Raw genomic sequence first — 24,683 nt, 5'->3', positions numbered from 1 at the left:
ATCGCAAAGGCGTTTTCGTGCACTGCATCATAAATGCGCGCCTCAGGCGCGCACCTCAAGATTCGCTGGATCGTGAGGCGCGTCTGCGCCGGCGACGTGGTCGACCACGATGCTGCCGACGATATCGCCCTCCACATTGACCACCGTGCGGACCGCATCGAGCAGCCGGTCTATCGGCAGCAGGATGGCGATCGCCTCGGCCGGCAGCCCGACCGACTGCAGCACCATCACCATGGTCACCATGCCGGCACTCGGAATGCCCGGTGCGCCGACCGCAGCCAGCATCGACATCACGCAGACCACGATCTGCTGACCGGCGCTCAGTTCGATGCCGACCAGACTGGCGATGAACAGCGCCGCGGCGGCCTCGTACAGCGCCGTGCCGTCCATATTCATCGTCGTGCCGACTGGTACGACGAAGCCGACGGTGGCCGGGCGCACGCCGAAGTTCTGCTGCGTCACGCGCATCGTGATCGGCATCGTCGCCGAACTGGAGCTGGTGGCCAGCGCGGTGATGAAGGATTCGCGACCGCCGCGCCACAGCGCCAGCGGTGTCACGCGGGTGATCAGCCACAGCAGGCCGGGCAGCACGATCACGCCGTGCAGCAGCGTGGTGCCGAGCACGACCGCGACGAAGCGGGCCATCGTTTCGAGCAAGGCGACATCCTGCGTGGCGATCAGTCTGGCCAGCAGCGCGGCGATGCCCCAAGGGGCCAGTTTCATGATGGCGCCGACGATGCGCAGCGACAGGTCCTGCATCTCTTCCATGCCGCGATTGATGATCGGGTAGCGGTCGCCCGCCTGCACCAGTGCGACGCCCAGGATGAGCGCGAACACGACCAGCGCGACGATATCGCCGCCGGCCAGTGCGGAGAACGGGTTCTTGAACAGACCGGTCAGGAACTGCTGCACGAAGTCGGGGAAGGGCAGTTGCTTCGCCTGGAAGCCGGCCAGCGCGTCGGCGAACATGTCGAGGTGCATGCCCGCCCCCGGCTTGAATACATTCGCCGACGTGATACCGAGAATGACGGCGATGGTGACGGTGAGCAGGTAGAACAGCAGCGTGGTCACCCAGACGCGGCGGATGTTGCCGTGCTCGCGCAGGTGGGCCACACCGACCACGATGGACGAGAACACCAGCGGCACCAGCACCATCTTCAGCAGCGCGATGAAGATGCCGCCGATCAGCCCGGCGAGGTACAGCCCCTGCACGCGCGTCGCGGCATCGTCCGGTTGCGCGCCGAGGGCAAGGCCAAGACCGGCGCCGATCAGTGCGCCGAGCAGGATTTGCGTGTTCATCGTCAGCCGCATGCGCTTTTTCTCCGCGATTTTTCCCGACCATACCACTGGCGCCCAACGATGAAACCAAGTGCGTGAGCCGCAGTCGGAAGCGCAGCCAGCGTTTCAGCCTGCCGACCGGAGCCCGCCATGAGAACAACGATCACCGCCCTCGGATTCGCCCTTGCCGCCTGTTCGGCGCAGGCGATGAACATCGCCACCGCCATCCAGACCACGGTGCGGGTGCAGGCGGAACAGCCGGACGGATCGATCTCGATCGGCAGCGGCGTCGTGCTGCCGGGGCAGCGGGTGGCGACCGCCTGTCACGTGATCGCCGGCGCGAAGTCGCTGAAGGCCAGCTATCAGTACGTGGCGAAGCCGGCCAGCGTGGTTCGTCGCGACGACTGGCGCGACCTGTGCGTGCTGTCGGTGCCGGAACTGGCGGCACCGGCGGCGAAGATCGCCCGTGCCGGCGACCTGAAGCCGGGTGACCGGCTGCTCGGCTTCAACGGCGCCTACGGCGTCGATGTGCGTCTGCTGGTCGGTGCGCTGGACCGTACCTTCGCGATGGATGGCGCGCCGGTGATGCAGGTGAGCGTGCCCTTCGCCATCGGCGACAGCGGGGGCGGCCTGTTCAACGTGGCCGGCGAACTGGTGGGCATCCTCGCCTTCGTCGCGAAGACGGCGGGTGAGGAGCGCTACGCGATCCCGATCGAGTGGCTGGAGGCGGACATCGACGTCACGCGCACCGTGCCCTTCTGGCAGACCGCGCCGGCCGACATGCCAGACTTCCTGCGGCCGCAGGAACGCTGATTGCACGCGATCGCGTGCCGCGGTTCCGACCCGCGACGCGCGGTCGGTGGTGCATCGCGGGCGGCGCCGCGCCTGCAGAATCCGTCGTCGCTGCTAAGCTCGCGGCCAACTCACTGAACTCCGTCCATCGTGTCCCGCAAAAGCTATCGTCCCGTGGCCGCAGTGCCCGAAGCCGCCATCCGCCTGCGCGGTGTGCGGCAGAACAATCTGAAGAACCTCGACGTCGATTTTCCGCTCGGCAAGCTGACGGTCGTGACCGGCGTGTCCGGTTCCGGCAAGTCCTCGCTGGTGTTCGACACGCTGTATGCCGAAGGCCAGCGCCGCTACGTCGAAACCTTCTCGCCCTACGCGCGCCAGTTCCTCGACCGCATGGACGCGCCGCAGGTGGACCGCATCGAAGGCGTGCCGCCAGCCATCGCGATCGACCAGACCAATCAGGTGCGCACCTCGCGCTCGACGGTCGGCACGATGACCGAACTGAACGACCATCTGAAGCTGCTGTTCGCCCGCGTGTCCACGCTGCACTGCCGCTGCTGCGGCAAGCCGGTGCAGGCCGACAGCGCCGACCGCATCGCGCAGCGGATCGCCGAACGTGCCGCCGCCGCCGGTGACCCGCGGCTGGCGTTGACGGCGCCGGTCACCGTGCCCGACAACTTCACCGACGCCGAGGTGCAGGGCTGGCTGGAGCGCCAGGGCTATACCCGCATCCACGCGCGCGACGGCAGTGAGCTGCACGTGGTGCAGGACCGCTTTCGCGCCGGCAACGCCGGCGAGTCGCGCATCGCCGAGGCGGTCGAGGCGGCGCTGAAGCTGGGCCACGGCCGCATGCACGTGCAGCTGCTCGACGGCGAAGGCGAGCGCTGGGCCTTCTCGAACACGCTGCACTGCGCCGACTGCGACATCGCCTACAGCCCGGCCATGCCGGCCACCTTCTCGTTCAATTCGCCGATCGGTGCCTGCGAAACCTGCCGCGGCTTCGGCCGTGTCATCGGCATCGATTTCGGACTGGTCATTCCGGACGGCCGCAAGACGCTGCGCGGTGGCGCGGTGAAGCCGTGGCAGACCGAGTCCTACAGCGAATGCCAGACTGACCTGGAAAAGCTGGCGCCGAAGTACGGCGTGCCGCTGGATGTACCGTTCAACGAGTTGTCGACCGAGCACCGGCAGTGGGTGCTCGAAGGCGATCCGAAGTGGAAGAGCTGGCAGAAGTCCTGGCCCGGTACCTGGTACGGCGTGCGTCACTTCTTCGAGTGGCTGGAAACCAAGGCCTACAAGATGCACATCCGCGTGCTGCTGTCGCGCTACCGGGCCTACACCGAGTGCCCGGCCTGCGGCGGCAGCCGGCTCAAGCCGGACGCGGCACTGTGGAAGATCGAAGGGCATTCCATCCACGATCTGATGCGTTGGCCGGTGGTGAAACTGCGCGCGCTGATGGACACGCTGGACCTGCCGCCGCCGCTGGATTCGGCCACTGAGGAACTGATGGCGGAAATCCGCACCCGGCTCGGCTATCTGTGCACCGTCGGGCTGGGCTATCTGAACCTCGACCGGCAGTCGCGCACGCTGTCCGGCGGTGAGGTGCAGCGCATCAACCTCACCACCGCGCTCGGCACCTCGCTGGTGAACACGCTGTTCGTGCTGGACGAACCGTCGATTGGCCTGCATCCGCGCGACATGGAGCGGGTGATCGGCGTGATGCAGCGGCTCAAGGACGCAGGCAACACGCTGGTGGTGGTCGAGCACGACCCGCAGATCATGCGTCACGCCGACCGCCTGCTCGACATCGGCCCGGGTGCCGGCACGCGCGGCGGGCAGATCGTGTTCGACGGCGCGCCCGCCGCCATGGCCGGCGCCGACACGTTGACCGCCGATTACCTGGCCGGCCGCCGCAAGGTCGATGCCGCGCTCGGCAGCCGCCGGCCGGTCGATGCCGCTACGCCGCGCCTGGTGCTGCGCGGCGCCCGTGCGCACAACCTGAAAGACGTCGACATCGCCATCCCGCTCGGCCGTCTGGTCGCGGTGACCGGCGTGTCCGGCTCAGGCAAGTCCACGCTGATCCAGGATGTGCTGCACCCGGCACTGCTGAAGCACTACGGCCGGCCGACCGAAACGGCCGGCGAGCACGACGCGCTCGAAGGGCTGGAACACATCGCCGACGTGGTCATGGTGGACCAGTCGCCGATCGGCAAGAGTGCGCGCTCCAACCCGGTCACCCACGTCGGCGCCTTCGACCCGGTACGCGAACTGTTCGCGCTGCAGGCCGAGGCGAAACAGCGCGGCTACACCGCCGGCACCTTCTCGTTCAACGCCGGCAAGGGCCGTTGCCCGACCTGCGGCGGCACCGGTTTCGAACACGTCGAAATGCAGTTCCTGTCCGACGTGTATCTGCGCTGCCCGGACTGCGACGCGACACGCTACCGCGCCGAGGTGCGCGAAATCAGGCTCGACGGCCGAAGCATTTCCGACGTGCTGGCGATGACCGTGCGCGACGCGCTGGACTGGCTGCGCGATCTGGCCGATCTCGAACCCAAGCTGCGCCGCCACGCCGACAACGCGGTGGCCGGCCTGCAGGCGCTGGTCGATGTCGGCCTCGATTACGTGACGCTGGGCCAGCCGGTGCCCACGCTGTCGGGCGGCGAGGCGCAGCGGCTCAAGCTGGCTGGCTTTCTCGCCGAAGCGGCCAGCGTGAAGGGTTCGAAGGGCGCGCACAAGAGCGACGGCGGCAAGCTCTTCCTGCTCGACGAGCCGACCACCGGCCTGCACTTCGACGACATCGCACGCCTGCTCGGTGCCTTCGGCAAGCTGCTCGACGCCGGCCACACGGTGCTGGTGATCGAACACAACCTCGACGTGATCGCAGCCGCCGACTGGCTGATCGACCTCGGTCCGGAAGCGGGCGAGGACGGCGGCCAGCTCGTGTTCGAAGGCACGCCGGCGCAGATCACAGCGTGCGCCGCGTCGCACACCGGGCGCGCGCTGGAGGAATACCGCCTGGTGGATACCTTCTCGCTGGCCGCGCACGAGGTGGCGCCCGTCGAACAGCAGGACGCGGCGCACAGCGCGCTGCGCGCCCGCGCCGCGCACAGCATCGTCGTGCACCGCGCGCGCGAGCACAACCTGAAGAACATCGAGGTCGACATTCCGCGCGACCGCTTCACCGTGGTGACCGGCGTGTCCGGCTCCGGCAAGTCGACGCTGGCCTTCGACATCGTGTTCGGCGAAGGTCAGCGCCGCTACCTCGAATCGCTTAACGCCTACGCGCGCCAGTTCGTTCAGCCGGAAAGCAAGCCTGACGTCGACGGCGTGTTCGGCATTCCGCCGGCGGTGGCGATCGCGCAGCGCACCAGCCGCGGCGGCCGCAAGAGCACGGTCGCGACGCAGACCGAGATCTATCACTTCCTGCGCCTGATGTACGTGAAGCTGGGCGTGCAGCACTGCCCGGACTGCGGCTGCGCGATCGCGCCGCAGAGCGAGGACGCGATGGTGGCGCGCATCCTGCGCGAGCGCCGCGGTCAGCACATCGGTCTGCTGGCGCCGCTGGTGATCAACCGCAAGGGCTATTACACCGAACTGGCGCGCTGGGCTAAGTCGCACGGCCACACGCATCTGCGGGTCGATGGCGAATTCCTGCCGACCTCGCCGTGGCCGCGGCTCGACCGCTTCAAGGAACACACGATAGAACTGCCGATCCGCGATTTCGTCGTGAACGAACGCGACGAGCGCACGCTGCGCGACGCGGTGCGGCAGGCGCTCGAACACGGCAAGGGCGTGCTGCACCTGATGTCGCCGCTGGACCGACTGGGCCAGCCGGACGCGCCGGTACCGACCGTCGAGGTGTACTCGACCCAGCGCGCCTGCCCGAGCTGCGGCACCGGTTTCGCCGAACTCGATCCGCGTCTTTTCTCGTTCAATTCCAAACATGGCTGGTGCCCGAAGTGCATGGGTACCGGCCTCAAGCTGCAGGGCTTCGACGCCGAACAGACCGGCGAGGAAGCGACCTGGAACGAGTGGCAGGAAGGCGAGCCGGAAGAATGCCCGGCCTGCCATGGCGAGCGGCTGAACCCGGTTGCGCGCAATGTGAAGCTGTTCGGCCAGTCCATCGCGCAACTGAGCGCGCAGCCGGTATCGGCGCTGCAGACCGCCATCGCCGGCTGGTCGCTTGAAGGCCGCGAAGGCGAGATTGCGCGCGACGTGATCGCGGAGCTGAACAGCCGGCTGCACTTCCTCCGCGAAGTCGGACTCGGCTATCTGTCGCTGGACCGCGCCGCACCCACGCTGTCGGGTGGCGAGGCGCAGCGCATCCGGCTCGCTGCCCAGCTCGGCTCCAACCTGCGCGGCGTCTGCTATGTGCTGGACGAACCGACCATTGGCCTGCATCCGCGCGACAACCAGGTGCTGCTCGACACGCTGGTGAAGCTGCGCGACAAGGGCAATACGCTGCTGGTGGTCGAGCACGACGAGGACACGATTTTGCGCGCCGACCACGTGATCGACCTCGGCCCGGGCGCCGGGCGGCTCGGCGGCGAGGTGATCGCCGAAGGCCACGCCAGCGATCTGGCGAAGAAGCCGGAATCCATCACCGGCCGTTTCCTTGCCCGTCCGCTGGACCACAGTTTCAAACCGCGGCGTCCGGTCGCCGACGACACGCCGTCGCTGCTCGTACGCGGCGCCACGCTGCACAACCTGAAGGGCATGGACGTGCGGGTGCCGCTCGGCCGGCTGGTGGTGATGACCGGCGTGTCCGGCTCCGGCAAGTCCTCACTCGCGCGCGACGTGCTGCGTGACGGCGTGGCGCAGCGGCTGAACGACCCGAAGGCTGCGCTCACCGGCTGCACCGACATCGAAGGCTGGGGCGCGCTCGGCCGCGTGCTCGAAGTCGACCAGACGCCGATCGGCAAGACGCCGCGTTCCTGCCCGGCGACCTATATCGGTTTCTGGGACGCGATACGCAAGCTCTACGCCGACACCCAGGACGCGCGCGAACGCGGCTTCACTGCCGCGCGCTTCTCGTTCAACACCGGCCCCGGTCGCTGCCCGGTGTGCGAGGGCCAGGGGCTGCGGCAGATCGAAATGTCCTTCCTGCCCGACGTGCGCGTGCTGTGCGAAGCGTGCAACGGCGCGCGCTTCAATTCGGAAACGCGCGCCGTCATCTGGCGCGGCAAGAGCATCGCCGACGTGCTGGCGATGAGCGTGGACGAGGCGGTCGAATTCTTCGCCGCACACCGCAAGCTGGCCGACACGCTGAAGCTGATGCAGGAGGTTGGCCTCGGTTACCTCACATTGGGCCAGCACAGCCCCACGCTGTCCGGCGGCGAGGCGCAGCGCATGAAACTGGTGACCGAACTGGCCAAGTCGCCGGCCGACCCGAATGACCCCGCCAACGCGCGGCGGGGCCGCGGCAATCCGCACACGCTGTACGTGCTGGACGAACCGACCACCGGCCTGCACATGGCCGACATCGCCAAGCTGATCGGCGTGCTGCACCGGCTGGTCGATGCCGGTCATTCGGTGGTGGTGATCGAGCACGATCTCGACCTGATGGCCGAGGCGGACTGGATCATTGACCTCGGTCCGGAAGGCGGTGACGGCGGCGGCCGGGTGGTGGCCGCCGGGGCTCCGGTCGATCTGCTGGCGCAGGCTGCCACATCGCACACCGCGCGCGAACTGGCGCGTTTCCGCGCCGCGCGGCATCGCTGACAACGCGGACGCTCTCAGTGCCGGTCGGCCACTCGGGTCACCGACGTCGGCCGGCACCGCCGTCCGGCTTCGCCGATTCCTACAAGCCGGCTGACCGCCGCCAACCAGAATGCAGGGTGTGACAGCGGGTCCGGAGTCTGGCGCGCGTCCGGTAACGATTTGAAGCATGTCGATTACACGTGGCAGTCTGCGCCCAGCCCTCCGCACCCGTTGAAATCACTGTTCACTACGCGGAGACACGACGATGAAAAAGATGATGATGACTGCCGCTCTGGCCCTGTCCGCGCTGCCGGCGCTGGCCGCCGACGTCGGTGTGTCGATCTCGATCGGACAGCCCGGCTTCTATGGCCATATCGACATCGGCGACTACTACCCGCGCCCGCGTCTGATCTATCCGCAGCCGGTGGTCATCGTGTCTGGCCCGCATCTGCCGCCGCCGGTCTATATGCACGTACCGCCGGGCCATGCCAAGAACTGGCGCAAGTACTGCGGTCGTTACGAGGCCTGTGGCCGCCCGGTCTACTTCGTGCAGGACAGCTGGTACAACGACGTCTATGTACCGCGCTACCGCGAGCGTCACGCCTATCGCGAGGTGCGCCACGATCATCACGACGGGCATCAGCATTACGATCGGCACGACCGCGACGATCACCGCCGTGGCGGCTACGACGATCACCGCGGCGGCAAGCACGACAAGGGCGGACGTGGGCACGGCGGCGGTCCGGGCAACGGAAATGGCAACGGCAATGGCCGGGGGCGCGATTGATTGGTGCGGGTGCACACTGTTCGACCCGGGAACACTGTGTGCCGGGAAACAGGGATATTTTCCCGGTATGACCGGGAAAATATCCCAATTTGTCACCCTTCTGAGCGGCTTCCGGGAAACTTTCCCGGGCGAGGGCTAGACTTCGGATACTGCAGCGCAACACGCTGCGGACCCCATTCTGGCATACCGAAAAAGGAGAACACACCATGAAGAGCGCTCACCTGCTGGCTACCCTGCTCATCACTGCCGGCGTTGCCGCGCCGGCATTCGCGGAGCATCACATGCCGAAGACCTCGGCAGGTCTCGAAAAGTGCATGAAGGCGGCTCTGAAGGCCAAGGCCGGCCAGATCATCAAGGTCGAACTGAAGAAGGAAGCCGGCGAAGGTTACATCTACGAATTCGATATCGAGACGCCCGATGGCAAGGCGTGGGATGTCGAGTGCGCGGGCAAGTCGGGCAAGGTGGTCGAGGTCGAGGAAGAAGTGACCAAGGATCACCCGAAGTTCGCTGGCGCCAAGGTGAACGAGGCTGCGGCACGCGAGATCGCGCTGAAGAAGGTGCCGGGTGAGATCGTCGAGGTCGAGTACGAGATCGAACCGGACGGCAAGGGCTCTTACGAGTTCGACATCAAGACCGCCGACGGCAAGGAAGTGAAGCTTGAAGTCGATACCGAATCCGGCGAAGTGGTGTCACAGTCGGACGAGAAGTGGCAGATCGGCAAGGAGTGATGCCGGTCGGCAGGTCTGCGGCGCGGGCCTGAGAAACAGGGCGGTCACGACCGCCCTGTTTTTTTTGCCCTGCAACAGGGCGTGCTGCCTCTTCGAGACGCCGGGAGTGCGCCCAAGTGGTGCATTGATGCACCTGAAAAGTGATTTTCAATCAATTGCTTAACTTCCAGAGTTCGTTGCCGTTCTGAGCTGTAATCCACCAGAACGGAGCGACTGATGTACTGCCCGCAATCCTTGCTTCCACACATGCGCAGCGTGCTCGCGTGCGAGCGCGAACTGTCCGAACTGCGCTTCACCTGGCGACTGATCGAGACCACGGCCAAGATGGTCTGCCCGGCCGAGGCGAAAACCATCCTGCCGGCCATGGCCAGCACGCGCGAGGCCTTCGGGCGGCTGGAAACCGAACTGGTGCGTGCGCTGGCTGCCGAGAACGTCAACAAGGTGGTGCTGCAGATGCGTGCGAGGGCGCGCGCGGTCGTCGATGTGGTGGTGCGTAATCTGTACGAGCGCACGGCCGATGTCGGCTTTCTCGCGACGGACGACGACATCCGCAGTTTCCTGCGCGCCGACGCGACCGGCCGTGAGCGGCTGGAGGCGCGCCTGCACGAATACATCCGCAAGTACTCGGTGTACGACGCCATCTTCGTGCTCGATCTGCGCGGCGAGGTGCGTGCGGCCATCGGTGCGTCGCCTGAGACGACGGCCGGCGATCCGGCGCTGCTCGAACGCGCGCTCGCAGCCTCGGGTTACGTCGAACACTTCGGGCACTGCGCGCTGCTGCCGGGACGCGAGCGGGCGCTGGTGTACGCGCGACGCATCGACGATACCGACGGGCGGGCGCTTGGCGTGCTCTGTCTGTCCTTCCGTTTCGACGACGAAATGGCCGGCATCTTCCGTACCTTCCGTCGCCCGCGCGATCGGGCGGTCATGCTGCTGCTCGATGCCGACGGACACGTCATCGCCAGCAGCGATCCCGACCACGTGCCGCTGGGCCGCACACCGGAGGCCGCCACCGGCGCCGACGGTGCGCTGATCGACTTCGGCGGCCGCGAGTACATCGCCTGCACCTGCGAGGCGACCGGCTACCAGGGCTACGCGGGCCCGGGCTGGCGCGGCCATGTCATGGTGCCGGCCGAATCGGCCTTTCGCGAAGAGGCGGTCGCACTGCAGGGGGCGGGGGCACAGTCCTCCGGCCTGAACTGCAGCGAGCTGGCGGCCATTGAGGCGCAGGCGGGGGCGATCAAGGACGCGCTGAACCGGGTCGTCTGGAATGGTCAGGTGATGGCCGGCGGACGTCGTGGCGATTCGCTGAAGCTGAAGTCCATGCTGCAGCAGATCAGCGAAACCGGCGAGCGCATGCGCGCAGTGTTTTCGCGTGCGCTGGCCGCGCTGTCCGACACCATCATGTCGTCGACGCTGCAGGATCTGCAGTTCGTGTCGCGGCTGATGATGGACGTGATGGATCGCAATCTTTACGAGCGCGCCAACGACTGCCGCTGGTGGGCGCTGGCGCCGGCCTTGCGCGAGGCGCTCGCCAGCGGTCGCGGCGGCGCATCGCTCGGTGCACTGCTCGACGACATCAACCGGCTCTACACGGTGTACGACCGGCTGTTCGTCTATGGCGCAGACGGGCGCATCGTCGCCTCCAGCACGCTGTCCGGCGCGGTGGACGACACCATCGGCCGGCAGGTCGACGGGCGTGTCGTCGATGCGGTGAACCGGCTGACCAGCACGCAGAGCTATGCCGTGTCGCCCTTCGAAGCCAGTCCGCTGCATCGCGACGCGCCCACCTACATCTACCATGCGGCCATCCGCGCGCCGGCCGACGACACGCGCGTGGTCGGCGGCATCGGCATCGTGTTCGAATCGGCGCGCGAATTCAGGGCCATGCTGAGCGAGCTGCTGCCGGCGCGCGATGGCGTGTGGGCCGCCTTCTGCGAGCGCGATGGTCGCGTCGTCGCCAGCACGCGACAGGATCTCGCGCCGGGAAGCCGGCTGGATCTGGGTGAGCTCGCCGTCGGTCTCGACGCAGGCGCCAGTCGCCACGCGCTGATCGATTTCGACGGCGTGCGCCATATGGCCGGTGTCGCGCTGTCGGCGGGCTATCGCGAATACAAGACCACCGGCGATTACCGCAACGATCTGGTCGCCGTCGTCGCGCTGGCGTTGCCGGAGGTCTCCGGGGGCCGCAGCGACAACGCGGCCGGCACGGGCGAGGCCGAGAGCAGCGTGCGCCCGGGCGAGGGCGAGGAGTTCGCGGTGTTCCGCCTCGACGACCGGCACCTCGCGGTGAGCGCCAGCCAGGTGCTGGAGGCGGCCGACATCGATCGCGTACGCCGGATCGGCAGCGGCGAAGGACTGGTGGCCGGCGTGCTGCCGCTCGACGATGCGGGCGGGCTGGAACATGTGCCGGTGGTCAATCTGCGGGTGTTCTTCGACCTGCCGCGCGCCGACGGTCGCGGTCACGTCGTCGTCACGCACAGTGCGCGTGGTCGCCTCGGGCTGGTGGTGGACGATCTGATCAGCGTGACCGAGTGCGGCCCGAACGACATCCGGCCGGTGCCCGAGATGGTTGCCGGGCGCTTCCGCTGGCTCGACCGTCTCATCATCACCGGCCGCGACCGTCCGCTGGTGTCCGCACTCGACCTCGACGCGCTGTACGACATGCTGCGCGACCAGGTCCGCGGCGAGCTGTCGGACGCTGACTGCATGCTGCAGGACGAAGTGTTGAGTGCCTGATCGCGGGGGCAGGACGAAAAAAAGCCCGATCTGCGGATCGGGCTTTCTTCTGCAACCGGAGTGGTGGTGATGGGGGGACTTGAACCCTCGACCTACGGATTATGAATCCGTCGCTCTAACCAACTGAGCTACATCACCACGCGAAAGGACGCGGATTGTCGTTTAGACACCGGTACTTGTCAAGGACGGCGCAGCGGCCGGACAATCGCGGGTTGATTTCTCCTGGATGGGTTCGCACAGATGCAGCGGGACCTTGAATTCGATGTGGTGGTGGTGGGTGCAGGCCTGCCCGGCCTCGCACTGTGCGCGGCCTTGCGCCGCTCGCAGTTGTCGGTGGCGCTGGTCGAGGGGCGCATGCCCGAGTGGCCGGTCGGTGGCTGGGACGCGCGGGTGTATGCGGTCAGTCCGTCGAGTGCGCGCTTTCTCGACGCGGTCGGCGCCTGGGCGCATCTGGACAGCGGCCGCCTGCAGCCGATGACGCGCATCGAGGTGTTCGGCGACCGCGGCGCGCGGCTCGACTTTTCCGCCTTCGACGTCGGTGTCGGCGAACTGGCGTGGATCGCCGAATCCAGCCTGATCGCGCGCGAACTGTGGGAAGGCGTCAAGCGGCAGGCCAACGTGACACTGCTGTGTCCGGCGCGGCCGCTGTCGCTGACCGTCGCCGACGGTCGCTCGCGGCTGGCGCTGGAGGACGGTCGGGTGCTCGACGCCGCGCTGGTGGTCGGCGCCGATGGCGTCAATTCCTGGGTGCGCGCGCAGGCGGGGCTGGAAGCACGCCTCACCGATTACGAGGAACTGGGCGTCGTCGCCAACTTCCGCTGCGAGAAACCGCATCTGGGCACCGCCTGGCAATGGTTCAGGCCGGACGGCGTGCTGGCGTTCCTGCCGCTGCCCGATCAGCACATGTCCATGGTGTGGTCCGCACCGGAAGCGACCGCGCGCGAATTGCTGCAATACGACCCCGCTACGCTGGCGACGCAGGTGGCAGCGGCGGGCGACCACGTGCTCGGTGCGCTCGAACTGGTGACGCCGGCAGCGGGGTTTCCGCTGCGGCTGATGCAGGTGCCCAAGGTGGTCGCGCCCGGCGTCGCGCTGGTCGGCGACGCGGCGCATGCGATCCATCCGCTGTCCGGCCACGGCGTCAATCTGGGGTTTGCCGATGTGCGCGTGCTGGCCGAAGTGCTGGCGGACGCCGACCGCAGCGTGCTCGGCGACGTGCGTCTGCTGCGTCGTTACGAACGTAAGCGGGCGGAAGAGGTGAATGCGATGCAGCTCACCACGCACGCGTTGCACGAGCTGTTCCGGCCGCAGTGGCAGGCGCTGTCCTGGTTGCGCAACAGCGGACTGAACCTGACCCGGCGCCTGCCTGTCGTAAGGAATGCGCTGGTACGCTACGCACTCGGCTGAGTACTCACAACCGGCGCGCAATGATGCGCGCTCTCACAAGGAAACTACATGTCCATCAAGCACACCGCAGCGCTGCTGTGCGCACTGGCTGCATCGACCGCCTGGGCGGGGCCGGAAGACACGATCAAGGCCGCAGTCGAGTCCACGCTGGGCGCCGGTGCCAAGGTCGAAGGCGTCACCAAGACGCCGTATCTGGGTCTGTATGAAGTGCGCGTCGGCGGAGAGATCCTCTACACCGACGAGAAGGCGAACTACCTCATCCTCGGCGAAATCCTCGACGCGAAGACGCGCCAGAACATCACGCAGGCACGCGTGAACCAGCTGTCGGCGATCAACTTCGCCGAGCTGCCGCTGGACGTCGCGATCAAGCAGGTGCGCGGCAACGGCAAGCGCGTCATCGCCACTTTCGAAGACCCGAACTGCGGCTACTGCAAGAAGCTGGCGAAGGAACTGCTGACGCTGAACGACGTGACCGTCTACACCTTCCTGACGCCGGTTCTCGGCCCGGATTCGCAGAAGAAGTCGGAAGCGATCTGGTGCGCCGGTGACCGCCAGAAGGCGTGGAGCGACTGGATGACCGCCAACGTCGCGCCGGCTGCCGCGTCTGCATCCTGCGACACCGCCGGTCTGCAGAAGTCGGTTGCGCTGGGCGAGAAGTACCGCGTGCGCGGCACGCCGACCATCTTCCTCAGCAATGGCGAGCGCATTCCGGGCTACGTGCCGGTGGCGCAGCTCGAAAAGCGCATGGCGGGCGTGAAATAAGGGCAGCCGCTGCCGGCGGGGCCGTCGGCCCCGTGCCGGATGCTTACTGCACCGTGCAGGAGGCGTCCGAATCGCTGCCCAGGCCGGTGCTGCCATTCATGCCGGCCGGACCGGGGCGGGCCGCGGTGGACGAGGGCAACGACTCGTTCAGGCCCGGATCTTCGGGCAGCGGCTGCGGCGCCGATTTGCTGCTCGACACGACGCCCGCCTGACCGACTTCGAAGGTCTTGCTGCCGGCGTCGTTCTTCACTTCGATGCTGCCTTCCTCGACGTCGAACACCAGCGCCGGTTCGCCGGGTTTTCCGTCCTTTGCCTCCTCCAGCGCCTTGATGCAGGCGGGGTCATCCTTCGTATTCTCGTCGCACAACAGCATGCCGAAGCGCGTGCCGCGGATGCCAATCGTGGCCGTCACCGTGCTCGCGCGGTAGCCCTCGCGATTGCGTTTGCCGATCAGGCCGGTCACCGCACGCAGGCCGCCCTTGACCAGGCTGTACAGCAGGCTGTCCTTCTCGGGCTTCGCCTCGTCGAAGGCGTAGCCGTCAATCTTCACCTGGCTGCGTGGCTTCAGCGCGAGCGACGAGCCGTCACCGAATTCGATGCGCGCCACCGTGGTCTTTTCAGTGGTGATGACGTCGCCGGTGTAGATCGACGAATCGCGTCCGAGGATGCGCGTCTTGTTGTCGGCGGTCTGCACGTACATCGTGCCGGACAGATAGCTCACGCGGCCGGCGGCCGGTGTCGGCGTGGTCTGCGCAGCCAGTGGCGCGGCGACGAATGCCGCGGTCAGCACGAGCAGGCGAGGGTCGAGGGTGCGGGCGTTCATGGACGGACTCCTTAACGGCACTGCAGGCGGCTGGCGCGGAAGTCGCGCAGCGGCTGGTCGAATTGCGGGCCCGATGCGGTGGCGATGTCGCTCAGTGCATCCACGCTTGCGACATTGATCGGTGCGCTGACCTGCGGCGGCGTCGCCGGTAGCACGATGCGCGGCGGCTGGAACACTTCCGGCAGCAGCGTGGTGGCGATCACCTGAACCTGCGGCTGCGTCACGGCCGGTTCCGAGGTGACGGCGAAACTGATGTTGAACACGGCCGTGCCGCTGCCCAGGCTCAACGTGAAGCGGGCGCTGTCAGTGCCGTTGAAGCCAGCGTTCGCCGTGTAGATCCAGCCCGCCGCTTCGCCACTGACCGTGCCGTTCTGCGGCAGACCGGTCAGCACGGCGCCCGAGCGCAGACTGAAACTGAATGGCGTGCCACCCTGCGCGGCGTAACTGCGGTTGATCACCGGCTGCGAGGTCGGGGAGAAGCTCAGCGTGCCGGCGCCGCCGATGCGGTCGAAGATGTCCGGTGGCAGGTCGCCGCCCAGTTCCATCGTCGCGTCGGCACCGATGACGAAGCTGCCGGCGCCGGTATTCGCGATGCCGCCGGTCAGGCCCAGATTGCCCGAACTGGCGCTCACTTCACCGAAGTTGGACAGCAGCACGCCGATGTTCGAGCTGCCGCCACCCACCGTACCTTCGAGCGTGCCACGGTTCACCAGACTGCCGCTGCCGCCGACCGCGGCGTTGCTGCCGACCCCGAGCGACGCGCCTGTGGCGACGATGAGTTGCGCGCCGCCGCTCATGTTGACCCGGGTGCCGGCATCGATCAGGCCGCTGTCGGCAATGGTCAGGCGCGCGCCGGCGAGGTTGAGCGATGCGCCGTCGAGCAGCGCATCGCCATTGACGATGACACTGCGGCCGGCGCCGCCGATCGAACCAGAGGTCCAGACGAGGTTCTCGGCAACGGTCAGCGTACCGGTGCCGCCGATGTTGCCGGCCACGGCGAGCGAACCGAAGCTGGCGTTGCTGTTGAAATTGACGAGCGTGTTGCCGCTGACGCGTGTAGTGCCGCCGACCGAATAGACGCCATTGACGTTGAACAGGCCGCCGGAGAAAGCGGTGAATTCGACGTCGCCGGCACCGGTGATTGACGAACCGGGGCCGAAGTCGCGGAAGGCATCGCGGAAGCGCAGCGTGGCGCCGGCGTCGACCGTATAGTCGCCGCTGTCGGCGCGGGGACCCGACAGATCGGTGTCGTGAGCAAGCACCGATAGGGTGCCGCTGCGTACCTGCACGTCGCCGTCGTTCGCGAAGATCATGCCGCCGCCGCTGCCGAACTCGACCGTGCGGTTGGCGTCGACGACGATGCTGCCGGTGTTGTTCAGCCGTGTCGTCGTCAGATTGCCGCCGCTACCCGGCAGCACGTTCAGCGTGCCGCTGTTGGTGAACAGATTTCCGGTCAGCGCCCCACCGGCGTAGTTCAGCGTACCGGCGTTGTTCAGTGCGTCACCGAAGTTCAGCGTGCCGCCGGTCAACGACAAGGTTCCGCCATTCAGGATCGTGGTCGGCGCATTCAGCGTGCCACCGGTCAGCGTCAGCGAGTTGGCGTCACCTATGGTCAGCCCGGCCAGCGTAAGGGCCGGGTTCGCGTTCAGCACGACGTTGGCGCCGCCAGCAAGGTTGATGAACACCAGGTCGTTCAGGCCCGGCAGCGCGTCACCAGTCCAGTTCGCCGCGTCCATCCAGTTCGACGTGCCGCCGCCGCCGTCCCAGCAGATGCCGCCACAGCTGATCAACATGTAGCGGAGGTTCAGACGGTTGGCCGAAGTGGCAAGGGTATAGTCGGCCGGCAGGCGCTGCGTGGTGAAGCGGCCGATCAGGCCGCCATCGGCCTGGACGATGTTGGTGTCGACGCCCACGCGGCTGTAGCCGCCCGCTTCGCTGACCTCGAGCGTGCCGGCGAGGGTGGCCGTGCCGCCGACCTGCAGGCGCCCGGTCGTTCCGAAGCCGATGCGGGACACCAGCGTGGCTCCGGCGCCCTGCTCGTAATTGCCGCTGAGTTCCAGCGCGCCGGCGTAAAGGTCGATCGTACCGGCGTTCTGCAGCGAGGCGGCCAAAACGGAAGAGCCGTCCAGCCGCTTCTCCAGCGTGCCGCTGTTGCGAATGAGCAGGCTGCCCGGCGCATTCCAGGCCACGTCGGCAACCTGGCCGAGAGCGGTGCCGGCGCTGCCCATTTCGAGCAGACCCGCGTTGTCTATCGTATTGTCGCCGTGCAGGTGGATGTTGTTCACCAGCGACAGCCTGCCCTGGTTGTTCAGCGCGATGCCCGACAGGTCAGCGTACTGCTGGCCTCCGACATTGAGCGACGCGCCGCTGGCGATCGTGACATTGCGCGGCATGGACGGCGTCTGGACGTAGAGCGGACCTACAGCGGCGTCGTATCCGTTCACGATGCCGTTGGCCAGCACGCCGTCGGCGATGGTCGATCCGCTGCCGGTGAAGGTGAGCGTGCCGGTACCGCCGAGCACCGAATAGTTCGCCAGGTCCCCAGCGACCCAGTCCATGTCAAGCCGGTTCAGACGAGTGCTGCCGTTGAAGTTCAGCACGCCGCCGCGCACAGTCAGCGTGTTGGCGAAGTTGAGCGCCTGGGCGAAGTCGGCGCGGCCGGCGTTGATGCGCGTGGTGCCGGTGCCGGCGACGGTGTAGCTGCCACTGACGTTTACCTGTGCGCCGGAGAACTCGACCGTGCCCGCACCGTCGATGTCGCTGCCCGCCCCCAGCGTGCGCCGGCCAGCGCCGAAGGCCAGCGTCGCGTTGTTGGTGTAGCGGCCGGTGTCGGTGGCGCGGTCGGCGTTCGACACGCGGATGTCCAGACGGCCGCCATTGACCTGCACCGAGCCGAGATTGTCGAAGCTGTAGTTGCCTTCCAGCCGCTGCTCACCTCCGCCACCCTTGATCAAGGTGCCGGCATTGACGAAGCGCGACAGCGGGCCGCTGTGGGTTCCTAGCGCGAGCGCGTTGCCGTCGGACAGGTCGATCACCCCGTCTGCTTCGTTGATCAGCGCCCCGCCATCGCCGTCGCTGGTCGAATAGAAGTGCAGCAGTGCGCCGCTGGCCAGACGCAAGGTGCCGCTGTTGTGCCAGTCCACGCTAATGCCGAAACCCAGTCCGCCGGAGCCGGTGGCGGTGGTGAGTCCGGCCGTGGTGAAGATGCCCGCACCGTCGAGGTCGGCTTGGTCGCGCCAGTCGAACGTGTCGCTGACGGTGAGGCTGCCATTGGTGCGCAGGGTCACGCCCTCGCCGCCGGAGAGCGCGAGCCGGCTGACCGTCACGTTGCCGTCGAACTGGCTGAAGCCGCCGATCTGACGGAGGCCGGCGAAGCTTGCCTGACCGCCGACGTTGAGCGTGCCGCCGCTCAGCACCAGGTCGCCCGCCACCGCGGACGCGACGCTGCCGTTAGTGGATTGGCCGGTGATGGTAAGCGCACCGCCGGTGATGGTGAGTGTGCTGCCGGCGACCGTGTTGAGCCCCGCGATGCGCTGGTCGCCCCCGGTCAGCATGACCTGGCCACCGCTGGCCAGGCTGATGAATACGAGATCGTTCAGGCCGGGTAGCACATTGCCGGTCCAGTTCGCGGCATCGGTCCAAAGATTGGTGCCTGCGCCGCCGTCCCAGCAGATGCCGCCGCAGGCGATGGCATTGAAGCTGAGGCGCAGCGCGTTGGCGCTCTGTGTGCTCGTGTAGCCGGCGTCCGGCAGGGTCACCGTGGCGAAGCTGCTGCTCACGCCGGCGCCGGTGGTGATCAGGTCGATGGCCACTGTTTCGCGAACGTAGCCCGGCGCTTCCGATACGACCAGTGCGCCGCCGAGCGTCGCGCTGCCGCTGACCGCGAGCTGGTCGTACTCGCCGGCGGCGTTGCCGCCGATGGCCATCAGCAGCCGGCCGCCGCTGCCCTGCACGTAGTTGCCGGTCACCCGCATCGTGCCGTGCGTGTAGACGCCATTGAACAGATCGCCGATGCGCATCGTGCCGTCGTTGCGCAAGGTGTTGCCCGCGCCGACGTCCACCGTGCCGAAGCCTTCGATCAGGCCGCTGGCGGCGTTGGTGAAACCGCCGATCCGGCGCAGCGTCGCACCGCTGTCTATGAAGCTGCTGCCGTTATGCGTGAGACTGCCGCCGAATTCGAGCAGGGCGCCGGCGACCACGTCGAGACGACCGTTATGCACGAAGGTGCCGCCGCCCGGCGCACCGGAATAGCCGATGCCGAAGCGCAGGCTGCCGCTCTCCACCATGATGTCGCCGTCGTTGATCACGTTGGCGTAGTTCGCGGTGCCGCCGGGGATGCCGAGGGTGCCGATGCTGGTTTCGCCGCCGCCGCTCTTGCGGATGGTGCCGCTGGCGAGGTTGTTCAGCGTCAGCGTGCCGACGCCGACCGAGCGGTCGCCGAAGCTGAAGTTGCCGGTGATGTCGACCAGCCCCGCGTTGTCGACGCGGGCGTTGCCGACGACGTCGATGTGGCCTTCCTGCCAGGCCAGCGTGCCGAAGTTGCTCAGCGTGCCGGCGCCGAAGCGCTTGTAGCTGGTGCCCTGCACGTCGTCGCTGCCGGTGGTGCTGAGGGTCAGTGTGGCCCCATTGGCGACGACAAGGTTGCCGGTCAGGGTGCCGCGCGTCCAGCCGCTCTGTCCGGTGAGTGTGGCGCTGCCGCTGCCGGCGAAGGTGCCGCCGTTCCAGTTGTAGCGACCGATGGCCGACGCTGCGTTCACCGTCAGTGTGCCGCCGGTCTGCGTAAGGTTCGCCGCCTGGAAGCCGGCCTGGGCAATCACCTGGGCGTTGCCGGCCAGTTCGAGATTGGCGATCGAGGTCGGCGCCGTCATCGTGAAGCGGGCCGAGTCCTGCACGCGCACGGCGAAGCTGCCGTCGGCGATGGCCGGTGCGGTCGACGCCGCGGTGGCGATCGCCGACTCGATGAATTCGATGCGACCGCCGCCGTCGAACTGGCCGGTCGTGTCGAGCAGGTAGCTCGCGCTGCCGCCGTAACGCACGGTGGCACCGAGCGCGACGTCGATGACGCCGGCGTTGGTCGCGCCGCCGGTCAGCGTCATCGATCCGCTCGCGTTGCGTACGGTCGCGCCCTGGCGGATGTCGACGCGTCGCGTCGAACTGCGCGTGCCGGCTGAGTATTCGAAGGTCGACCCGGCGGCGAAGATGGAACTGCCGCTGCCGACCATGTCGCCACCGGTCCAGCTCGAACCGGTGCCGGTGAAGGTGACCGCGCCCGAGCCGCCGAAGCTGCCCGAGGACAGCAGCAGGCGGGCGATCGAGGTCTGCGCGTTGGCGGTGAAGCTGCCACCGCCGATCGTAAGATCGCCGGCCAACGTCGACACCGCCTGACCGTTCGCGCCGCCGCTGACCGTCAGCGTGCCGCCGCTGATCGTCAGCGTGTTGCCGGCGGTCGTCGTGAGCGACGAGATGGTGTGCGCGCCGCCGGTGAGCTGCACATTGACGCCGTTTTCGAGATCGATGAACACGAGGTCGGTGATGCCCGGCAGCAGATCGGTGGTCCAGTTCGCGGCGTCCGTCCACAGCAGCGTACCGGCGCCGCCATCCCAGCAGACGCCGCCGCAGATCGCGCCAGCGTAGCTCAGCACGTGACGGTTGCCGACCGTCAGCGTGCTGTAGCCGGACGGCAGCGTGACGCTGGCGAAGCTGCCGCTCAGTGTGTTGGCGCTGACGATGTCGGTCTGCAGCGCAGTCGGCTGGTAGCCGGCCAGTTGGGTGACAGCCAGCGTGCCACCCAGCGTGGCCGCGCCACTGACGATCAGTGCGTCGGTGCCGGCACTGCCGCGCTCGATCTGCAGTGTGCCGTCGGCGGCCTGCACATACTGCCCGGTGATGCGCAGCGTGCCGATGCTGTTCGCGCCGCCCGGCGCGACGACGCCTCGATTCAGCAGACCGGTGCTGCCGACGATCAGCGTGCCGTGGCCGGCGATGGTGCCGGTGCTGGTCAGTGCGCTGCCGCTGGTGCTGAAGCTCGTGCCGGACAGCAGTTGCAGCACACCCGGGTTGTTCGTGAAGCCGTCGGCCATGACAGCGCCCTGTGCCACGGTGAAGCTGCCGGTGTTGATGAAGCGGATCGGGCTCCAGAAGTTGAAGGTGCCGTTGCCCTGTTTCACCAGCGTGCCGGCATTGACGAAACTGCCGGCACTGCCGCTCTGATACCACGCGCCGGCGTTGGTATTGCTGGCCGTATCGATGTACAGCGTCGCGCCGGCGGCATTCGTGAAGGTGGCGTTGCCGCCGAGATAGAAGTAGCCGCCCGGCTTGTAGAGGCTGCTGTTGCCCGAGGCGTTGGTATGTACCATCGAGCGGCCGTCCAGGCCAAAGGAGCTGTTGCCGGAAATCTGGAGTACGCCACTCACGGTCAGCGTGCCACTGCCGCTGACATCGCCGCCGGTCCATTCATAGCGCCCCGACAGCTCATTGCTGCCGCTGCCTGCAAGATGGCCACCGCTCTGACGTACGGTGATGCCGAGGTCGAGGCCATCGGCCAGCATCAGCGTACCGCCGCTGATCACCAGCGGACCGCTGCCGGAGAAGGTTGCCGTCGCGGTCGCGTTGGCCGTCACGTTGTTGCCAGGGGCGGTGACGATTTCGAGGCTGCCGGCGCCGCCGATGACATGGCTGCCAGCGAGCAGGTGGGCCGGTGATCCCGTGCTGATCACGCCCAGCGTGACGCGCCCCTGTTCGATCTGCAGCGTACCGTTCTGCGTCAGCGTGGCCAGGCCGAAGCTGCCGAAGTCGAGGCGGCCGCTGCCCGACTTGATCAGCGTGCCGGTATTCACGAAGCTGCCCGCGCTGCCGGCGTCGTGGTCGATGTACATGACGCTGCCGCTGCCGGCCACGTCCAGCCGCAGTACGCCGCTGTTACGGAACACGGCGCCGTTCTCCAGATTGAAGCCGCTGGCCGATGTGTTGGCGATGCGGCTGGCGCCGCTCGAATTGACGTGGTCGAGCAATGTGCCGTCGCGCAGATAGACCGTCGTGTTGCCGGTCTGCAGGAAGCGGCCACGTTGCGTCAGCGTACCGCCACCGTTGATCGTGCCGCCGGTCCAGCTCAGGTCGCCGGTCACCTCGGCGGTGTTTGCGCTGCCGATGGACAGCGTGCCGCCGCTCAGTTCGAGGTCGGTTGCGACCGTCGTGCCATGGCCCAGTACCAGCGTACCGCTGCCGACGGCCAGAACGCCGCCGCCATTGAAGGCGAAGCCGCTGGCGGTGGTCGTGCTCCCGGCGCGCACCAGAACGCGTGCATTGTCGGCGATCGTCATGCTGCCGCCGAGCGCGATCGATGTTCCACCGAACTCTACCGTGCCGGCATTCACCGCGAAGCTGCCGTTCTGGTCGAAGGCGAGTGAGCCGTAACTGCCGAAATCCACGCGACCTTCGCCGCTCTTCACCAAGGTGCCGGCGTTCTCGAAGCGACCTCCGCTGCCCGAGTCGTGGTCAATGTACATGATGCTGCCGGCGCCGGCGGTATCCAGCGTCAGCACGCCGGTATTGCGGAAAACGGCACCATTCTCGACGTTGAAACCGCTGCTCGACGCATTGGCGATGCGGCTTTCGCCGGCTGTGTTCGTGTGCAGCATCTGCAGGCCGTCGCGCAGATAGACCGTGGTGTTGCCGCTCTGAATGAATGCGCCATTCAGCGTCAGTGTCCCTGCGGTGACCAGATCGGCTGCCCGCACGGTGCCGCTGTTCCAGACGAAGTCGTCGTTCATCGTCGCCGAACCGGTCAGCGACAGCGTGCCGGATGCCTGCGTGTAGGCCACGTCGATGCGGGCGCCATCGGCCAGCGTCAACGTACCGCCCTCGTTCAGAAGCTGACCGTCACCGGCGAAGCGCGCTGTGGCGCTGATCGTGCTGGAGTGCGAACTGGTGAGCTGCAGCGCGGTACCGTCCGCCAGTGTGGTGTTGCCGGACAGCAGATGGCCGCTGCCGCCCTGGACGATGATGCTGCCCTGCTGGAGGTTGAGCTGACCGGCCTGCTGCAGGCGGGTCGGGTTGTAGATGTAGAGGGCGCCGCCGCCGGTCTTGTTCAGCGTGCCCTGGTTGTGCAAGGTCCCGCCTGCGCCGCTGCTGTAGTAGGTGCCGAAGTTGCCGCCGCTGGTATCCACCGTCAGCACGGCGCCAGCGGCATTGCGCAGTTCGCTGCTTCCGCTCAGGTAGAAATAGCCGCCCGTCTTGGCGATGCGGCTGTTGCCACTGGCATTGGTGTGTACCAGCGTCGTGTCGTTCAGCCCGAAGGAGTTGCTGCCGCCGCCCACGTTCAGTACGCCGCTCAGCGTGAAGGTGCCGCCGCCGCCGATGTTGCCGCCGGTCCAGTCGAAGTCGCCGCTTGCTGCGGTCGAGCCGGCAACGTTCAGGGTGCCGCCGCTGAGCGCGACGTCGGAACTCAAGCTGCTCAGGTTCAGGTTCAAGGTGCCCGACACCACCTCGATCCGCGTCTGTCCCTGGTCGGCGTTCAGATTGGCGGTGTGGCCAGCCACCCGCAGCAGCGACGAAGGCATCGCGAGTGCCGCGTTGTAGTTGACCGTGCCGCCGCGGATGTCGATCGCGTCGAACGCCAGCCCGGCACCGGCGAAGGTGCTGGTGCCGTTGTTCTGCACGAAGCTGGCGATGTGACCGGATGCGTTCGTCGTGAAAGCACTGCTGCTGTTCAGCGTCACCGCGTTGAGATCGAGCGGTCCCTGCGTGATCAGCTGTCCGCTGCCGTTGAGCGTGAGGTTGCCGGCGACCATGGTTTCGCCGACCACCGTCAGCGAGCCGCCGCTGATGGTCAGGTGTTCCTGCGAAATCAGCTCGCCGACGGTCCAGGTGCCAGACGAGAGGGTGACCGTGGGCGTGTAGCCGACGCGGTCGATGAGCACCGACATCGAGGCGCTGTTCGGGGCGAAGCCGAGCGACCAGTTGGTGCCGGTGCTCCAGTCACCGTTGCTGTTGGACACCCACTCGTTCACCTCTCCCGGCAGCGCCTCGCCGGTGGCCAGCAGATAGGTGCCGACGCCGTAGAAACTGTCGTAGCCGAAGCCCGCGGGCACGTTCAGCGCGGCGAACACCGAAGTACCCGAACGCGTGGTGTAGCGGATGAGCGGGAAGGCTTCGCTGCTGTCCGGCGTGAAGCCGTTCGTATGGGCGACCTGCAGCGTGCCGCCGAAGGTCAGCGCGCCATTGACGTCGAGGGCGCCGTGCCCGGTCCCGCGTTCGACGCCGCCGATGTTGAAGCGCAGCGTTCCGCTCGCCGTCAGCACCAGATTGCCGGTGAGGTTCAGCACGCCGTCCTCGGCGAATATCGTGCCGGAGTTGGTCAGCGTGCGTCCGCTGGCGTCGACGTTTCCGGCGCCGCGCAGCAGGCCGGTATTGATGAAGCTGTCGCCGGCGTGGAAGCGGCCGCCGGCGAGGTGCAGCGTGCCGGCGTTGGTCCACACGTCGGACGAATTCCAGCTGTTCAGCGAGATTTCCTTGCCGGCACTTCCCGCAACGATGGTGCCGTTGTTGACGCCGCCGTTGCCGAAGTAGACGTAGCCGCCATTGGGGCCGGCGACGGTGACGCCACTACCGAGGGTGAGGGCGGTGGTGTAGCCGATGACGTTGTTGGCGCGCACGGCGTTGTGCGACCCGC

10 protein-coding genes and 1 tRNA gene are annotated in these 24,683 nt (G+C 67.3%); 7 read left to right on the top strand and 4 right to left on the bottom strand.

Going from position 1 to position 24,683, the window contains the following annotated elements; all coding sequences use genetic code 11:
• Window positions 1-42: 42 nt before the first annotated feature.
• Entirely contained in the window at window positions 43-1,311 is a 1,269-nt protein-coding gene (locus AC51BJ_RS14140) for a dicarboxylate/amino acid:cation symporter (RefSeq protein ID WP_496280646.1), read from the bottom strand.
• Between the two features lie 117 nt (window positions 1,312-1,428).
• On the opposite strand from AC51BJ_RS14140, the gene AC51BJ_RS14135 reads away from it, so the two are divergent.
• From AC51BJ_RS14135 to AC51BJ_RS14115, 5 genes are all read left to right on the top strand, one after another.
• On the top strand, window positions 1,429-2,091 hold the full coding sequence (locus AC51BJ_RS14135) for a S1 family peptidase (protein WP_430435282.1): 663 nt from the start codon (window positions 1,429-1,431) through the stop codon (window positions 2,089-2,091).
• 153 nt (window positions 2,092-2,244) lie between these two features.
• On the top strand, window positions 2,245-7,788 hold the full coding sequence (uvrA, locus tag AC51BJ_RS14130) for an excinuclease ABC subunit UvrA (RefSeq protein ID WP_496280645.1): 5,544 nt from the start codon (window positions 2,245-2,247) through the stop codon (window positions 7,786-7,788).
• A 244-nt stretch (window positions 7,789-8,032) separates the two neighbouring features.
• Window positions 8,033-8,554 carry a hypothetical protein gene (locus AC51BJ_RS14125; RefSeq protein WP_425763323.1) on the top strand — a complete coding sequence of 174 codons (522 nt, stop codon included), beginning with the start codon at window positions 8,033-8,035 and terminating at the stop codon, window positions 8,552-8,554.
• A 206-nt stretch (window positions 8,555-8,760) separates the two neighbouring features.
• Window positions 8,761-9,282 carry a PepSY domain-containing protein gene (locus AC51BJ_RS14120; protein WP_430435280.1) on the top strand — a complete coding sequence of 174 codons (522 nt, stop codon included), beginning with the start codon at window positions 8,761-8,763 and terminating at the stop codon, window positions 9,280-9,282.
• A 216-nt stretch (window positions 9,283-9,498) separates the two neighbouring features.
• A complete protein-coding gene (locus AC51BJ_RS14115; protein WP_496280644.1) occupies window positions 9,499-12,021 on the top strand; it encodes a chemotaxis protein CheW in 2,523 nt (840 codons plus the stop codon).
• A gap of 61 nt (window positions 12,022-12,082) precedes the next feature.
• Here the strand turns inward: AC51BJ_RS14115 and AC51BJ_RS14110 are convergent.
• Window positions 12,083-12,159 (bottom strand) — tRNA-Met (locus AC51BJ_RS14110).
• A 102-nt stretch (window positions 12,160-12,261) separates the two neighbouring features.
• Between AC51BJ_RS14110 and AC51BJ_RS14105 the strand changes: the two genes are divergently transcribed.
• Both AC51BJ_RS14105 and AC51BJ_RS14100 read left to right on the top strand, forming a co-directional pair.
• Window positions 12,262-13,428, top strand: a complete 1,167-nt coding sequence (locus tag AC51BJ_RS14105) for a UbiH/UbiF family hydroxylase (RefSeq protein WP_496280643.1) — start codon at window positions 12,262-12,264, stop codon at window positions 13,426-13,428.
• 48 nt (window positions 13,429-13,476) lie between these two features.
• A complete protein-coding gene (locus AC51BJ_RS14100; RefSeq protein WP_430435277.1) occupies window positions 13,477-14,190 on the top strand; it encodes a DsbC family protein in 714 nt (237 codons plus the stop codon).
• A gap of 43 nt (window positions 14,191-14,233) precedes the next feature.
• Here the strand turns inward: AC51BJ_RS14100 and AC51BJ_RS14095 are convergent, their stop codons facing one another.
• Both AC51BJ_RS14095 and AC51BJ_RS14090 read right to left on the bottom strand, forming a co-directional pair.
• Window positions 14,234-15,013, bottom strand: coding sequence for a FecR family protein (locus AC51BJ_RS14095; protein ID WP_496280642.1), 780 nt, complete (start codon window positions 15,011-15,013; stop codon window positions 14,234-14,236).
• A gap of 11 nt (window positions 15,014-15,024) precedes the next feature.
• Complete coding sequence (locus tag AC51BJ_RS14090; protein WP_496280641.1) at window positions 15,025-24,666, bottom strand: beta strand repeat-containing protein; 9,642 nt, start codon at window positions 24,664-24,666, stop codon at window positions 15,025-15,027.
• Window positions 24,667-24,683: the final 17 nt, after the last annotated feature.

Source organism: Methyloversatilis sp. S146-33, assembly GCF_059552495.1.
Note: the sequence above shows the minus strand (reverse complement) of the source record. Positions and strands in the feature narration are given on the sequence as shown.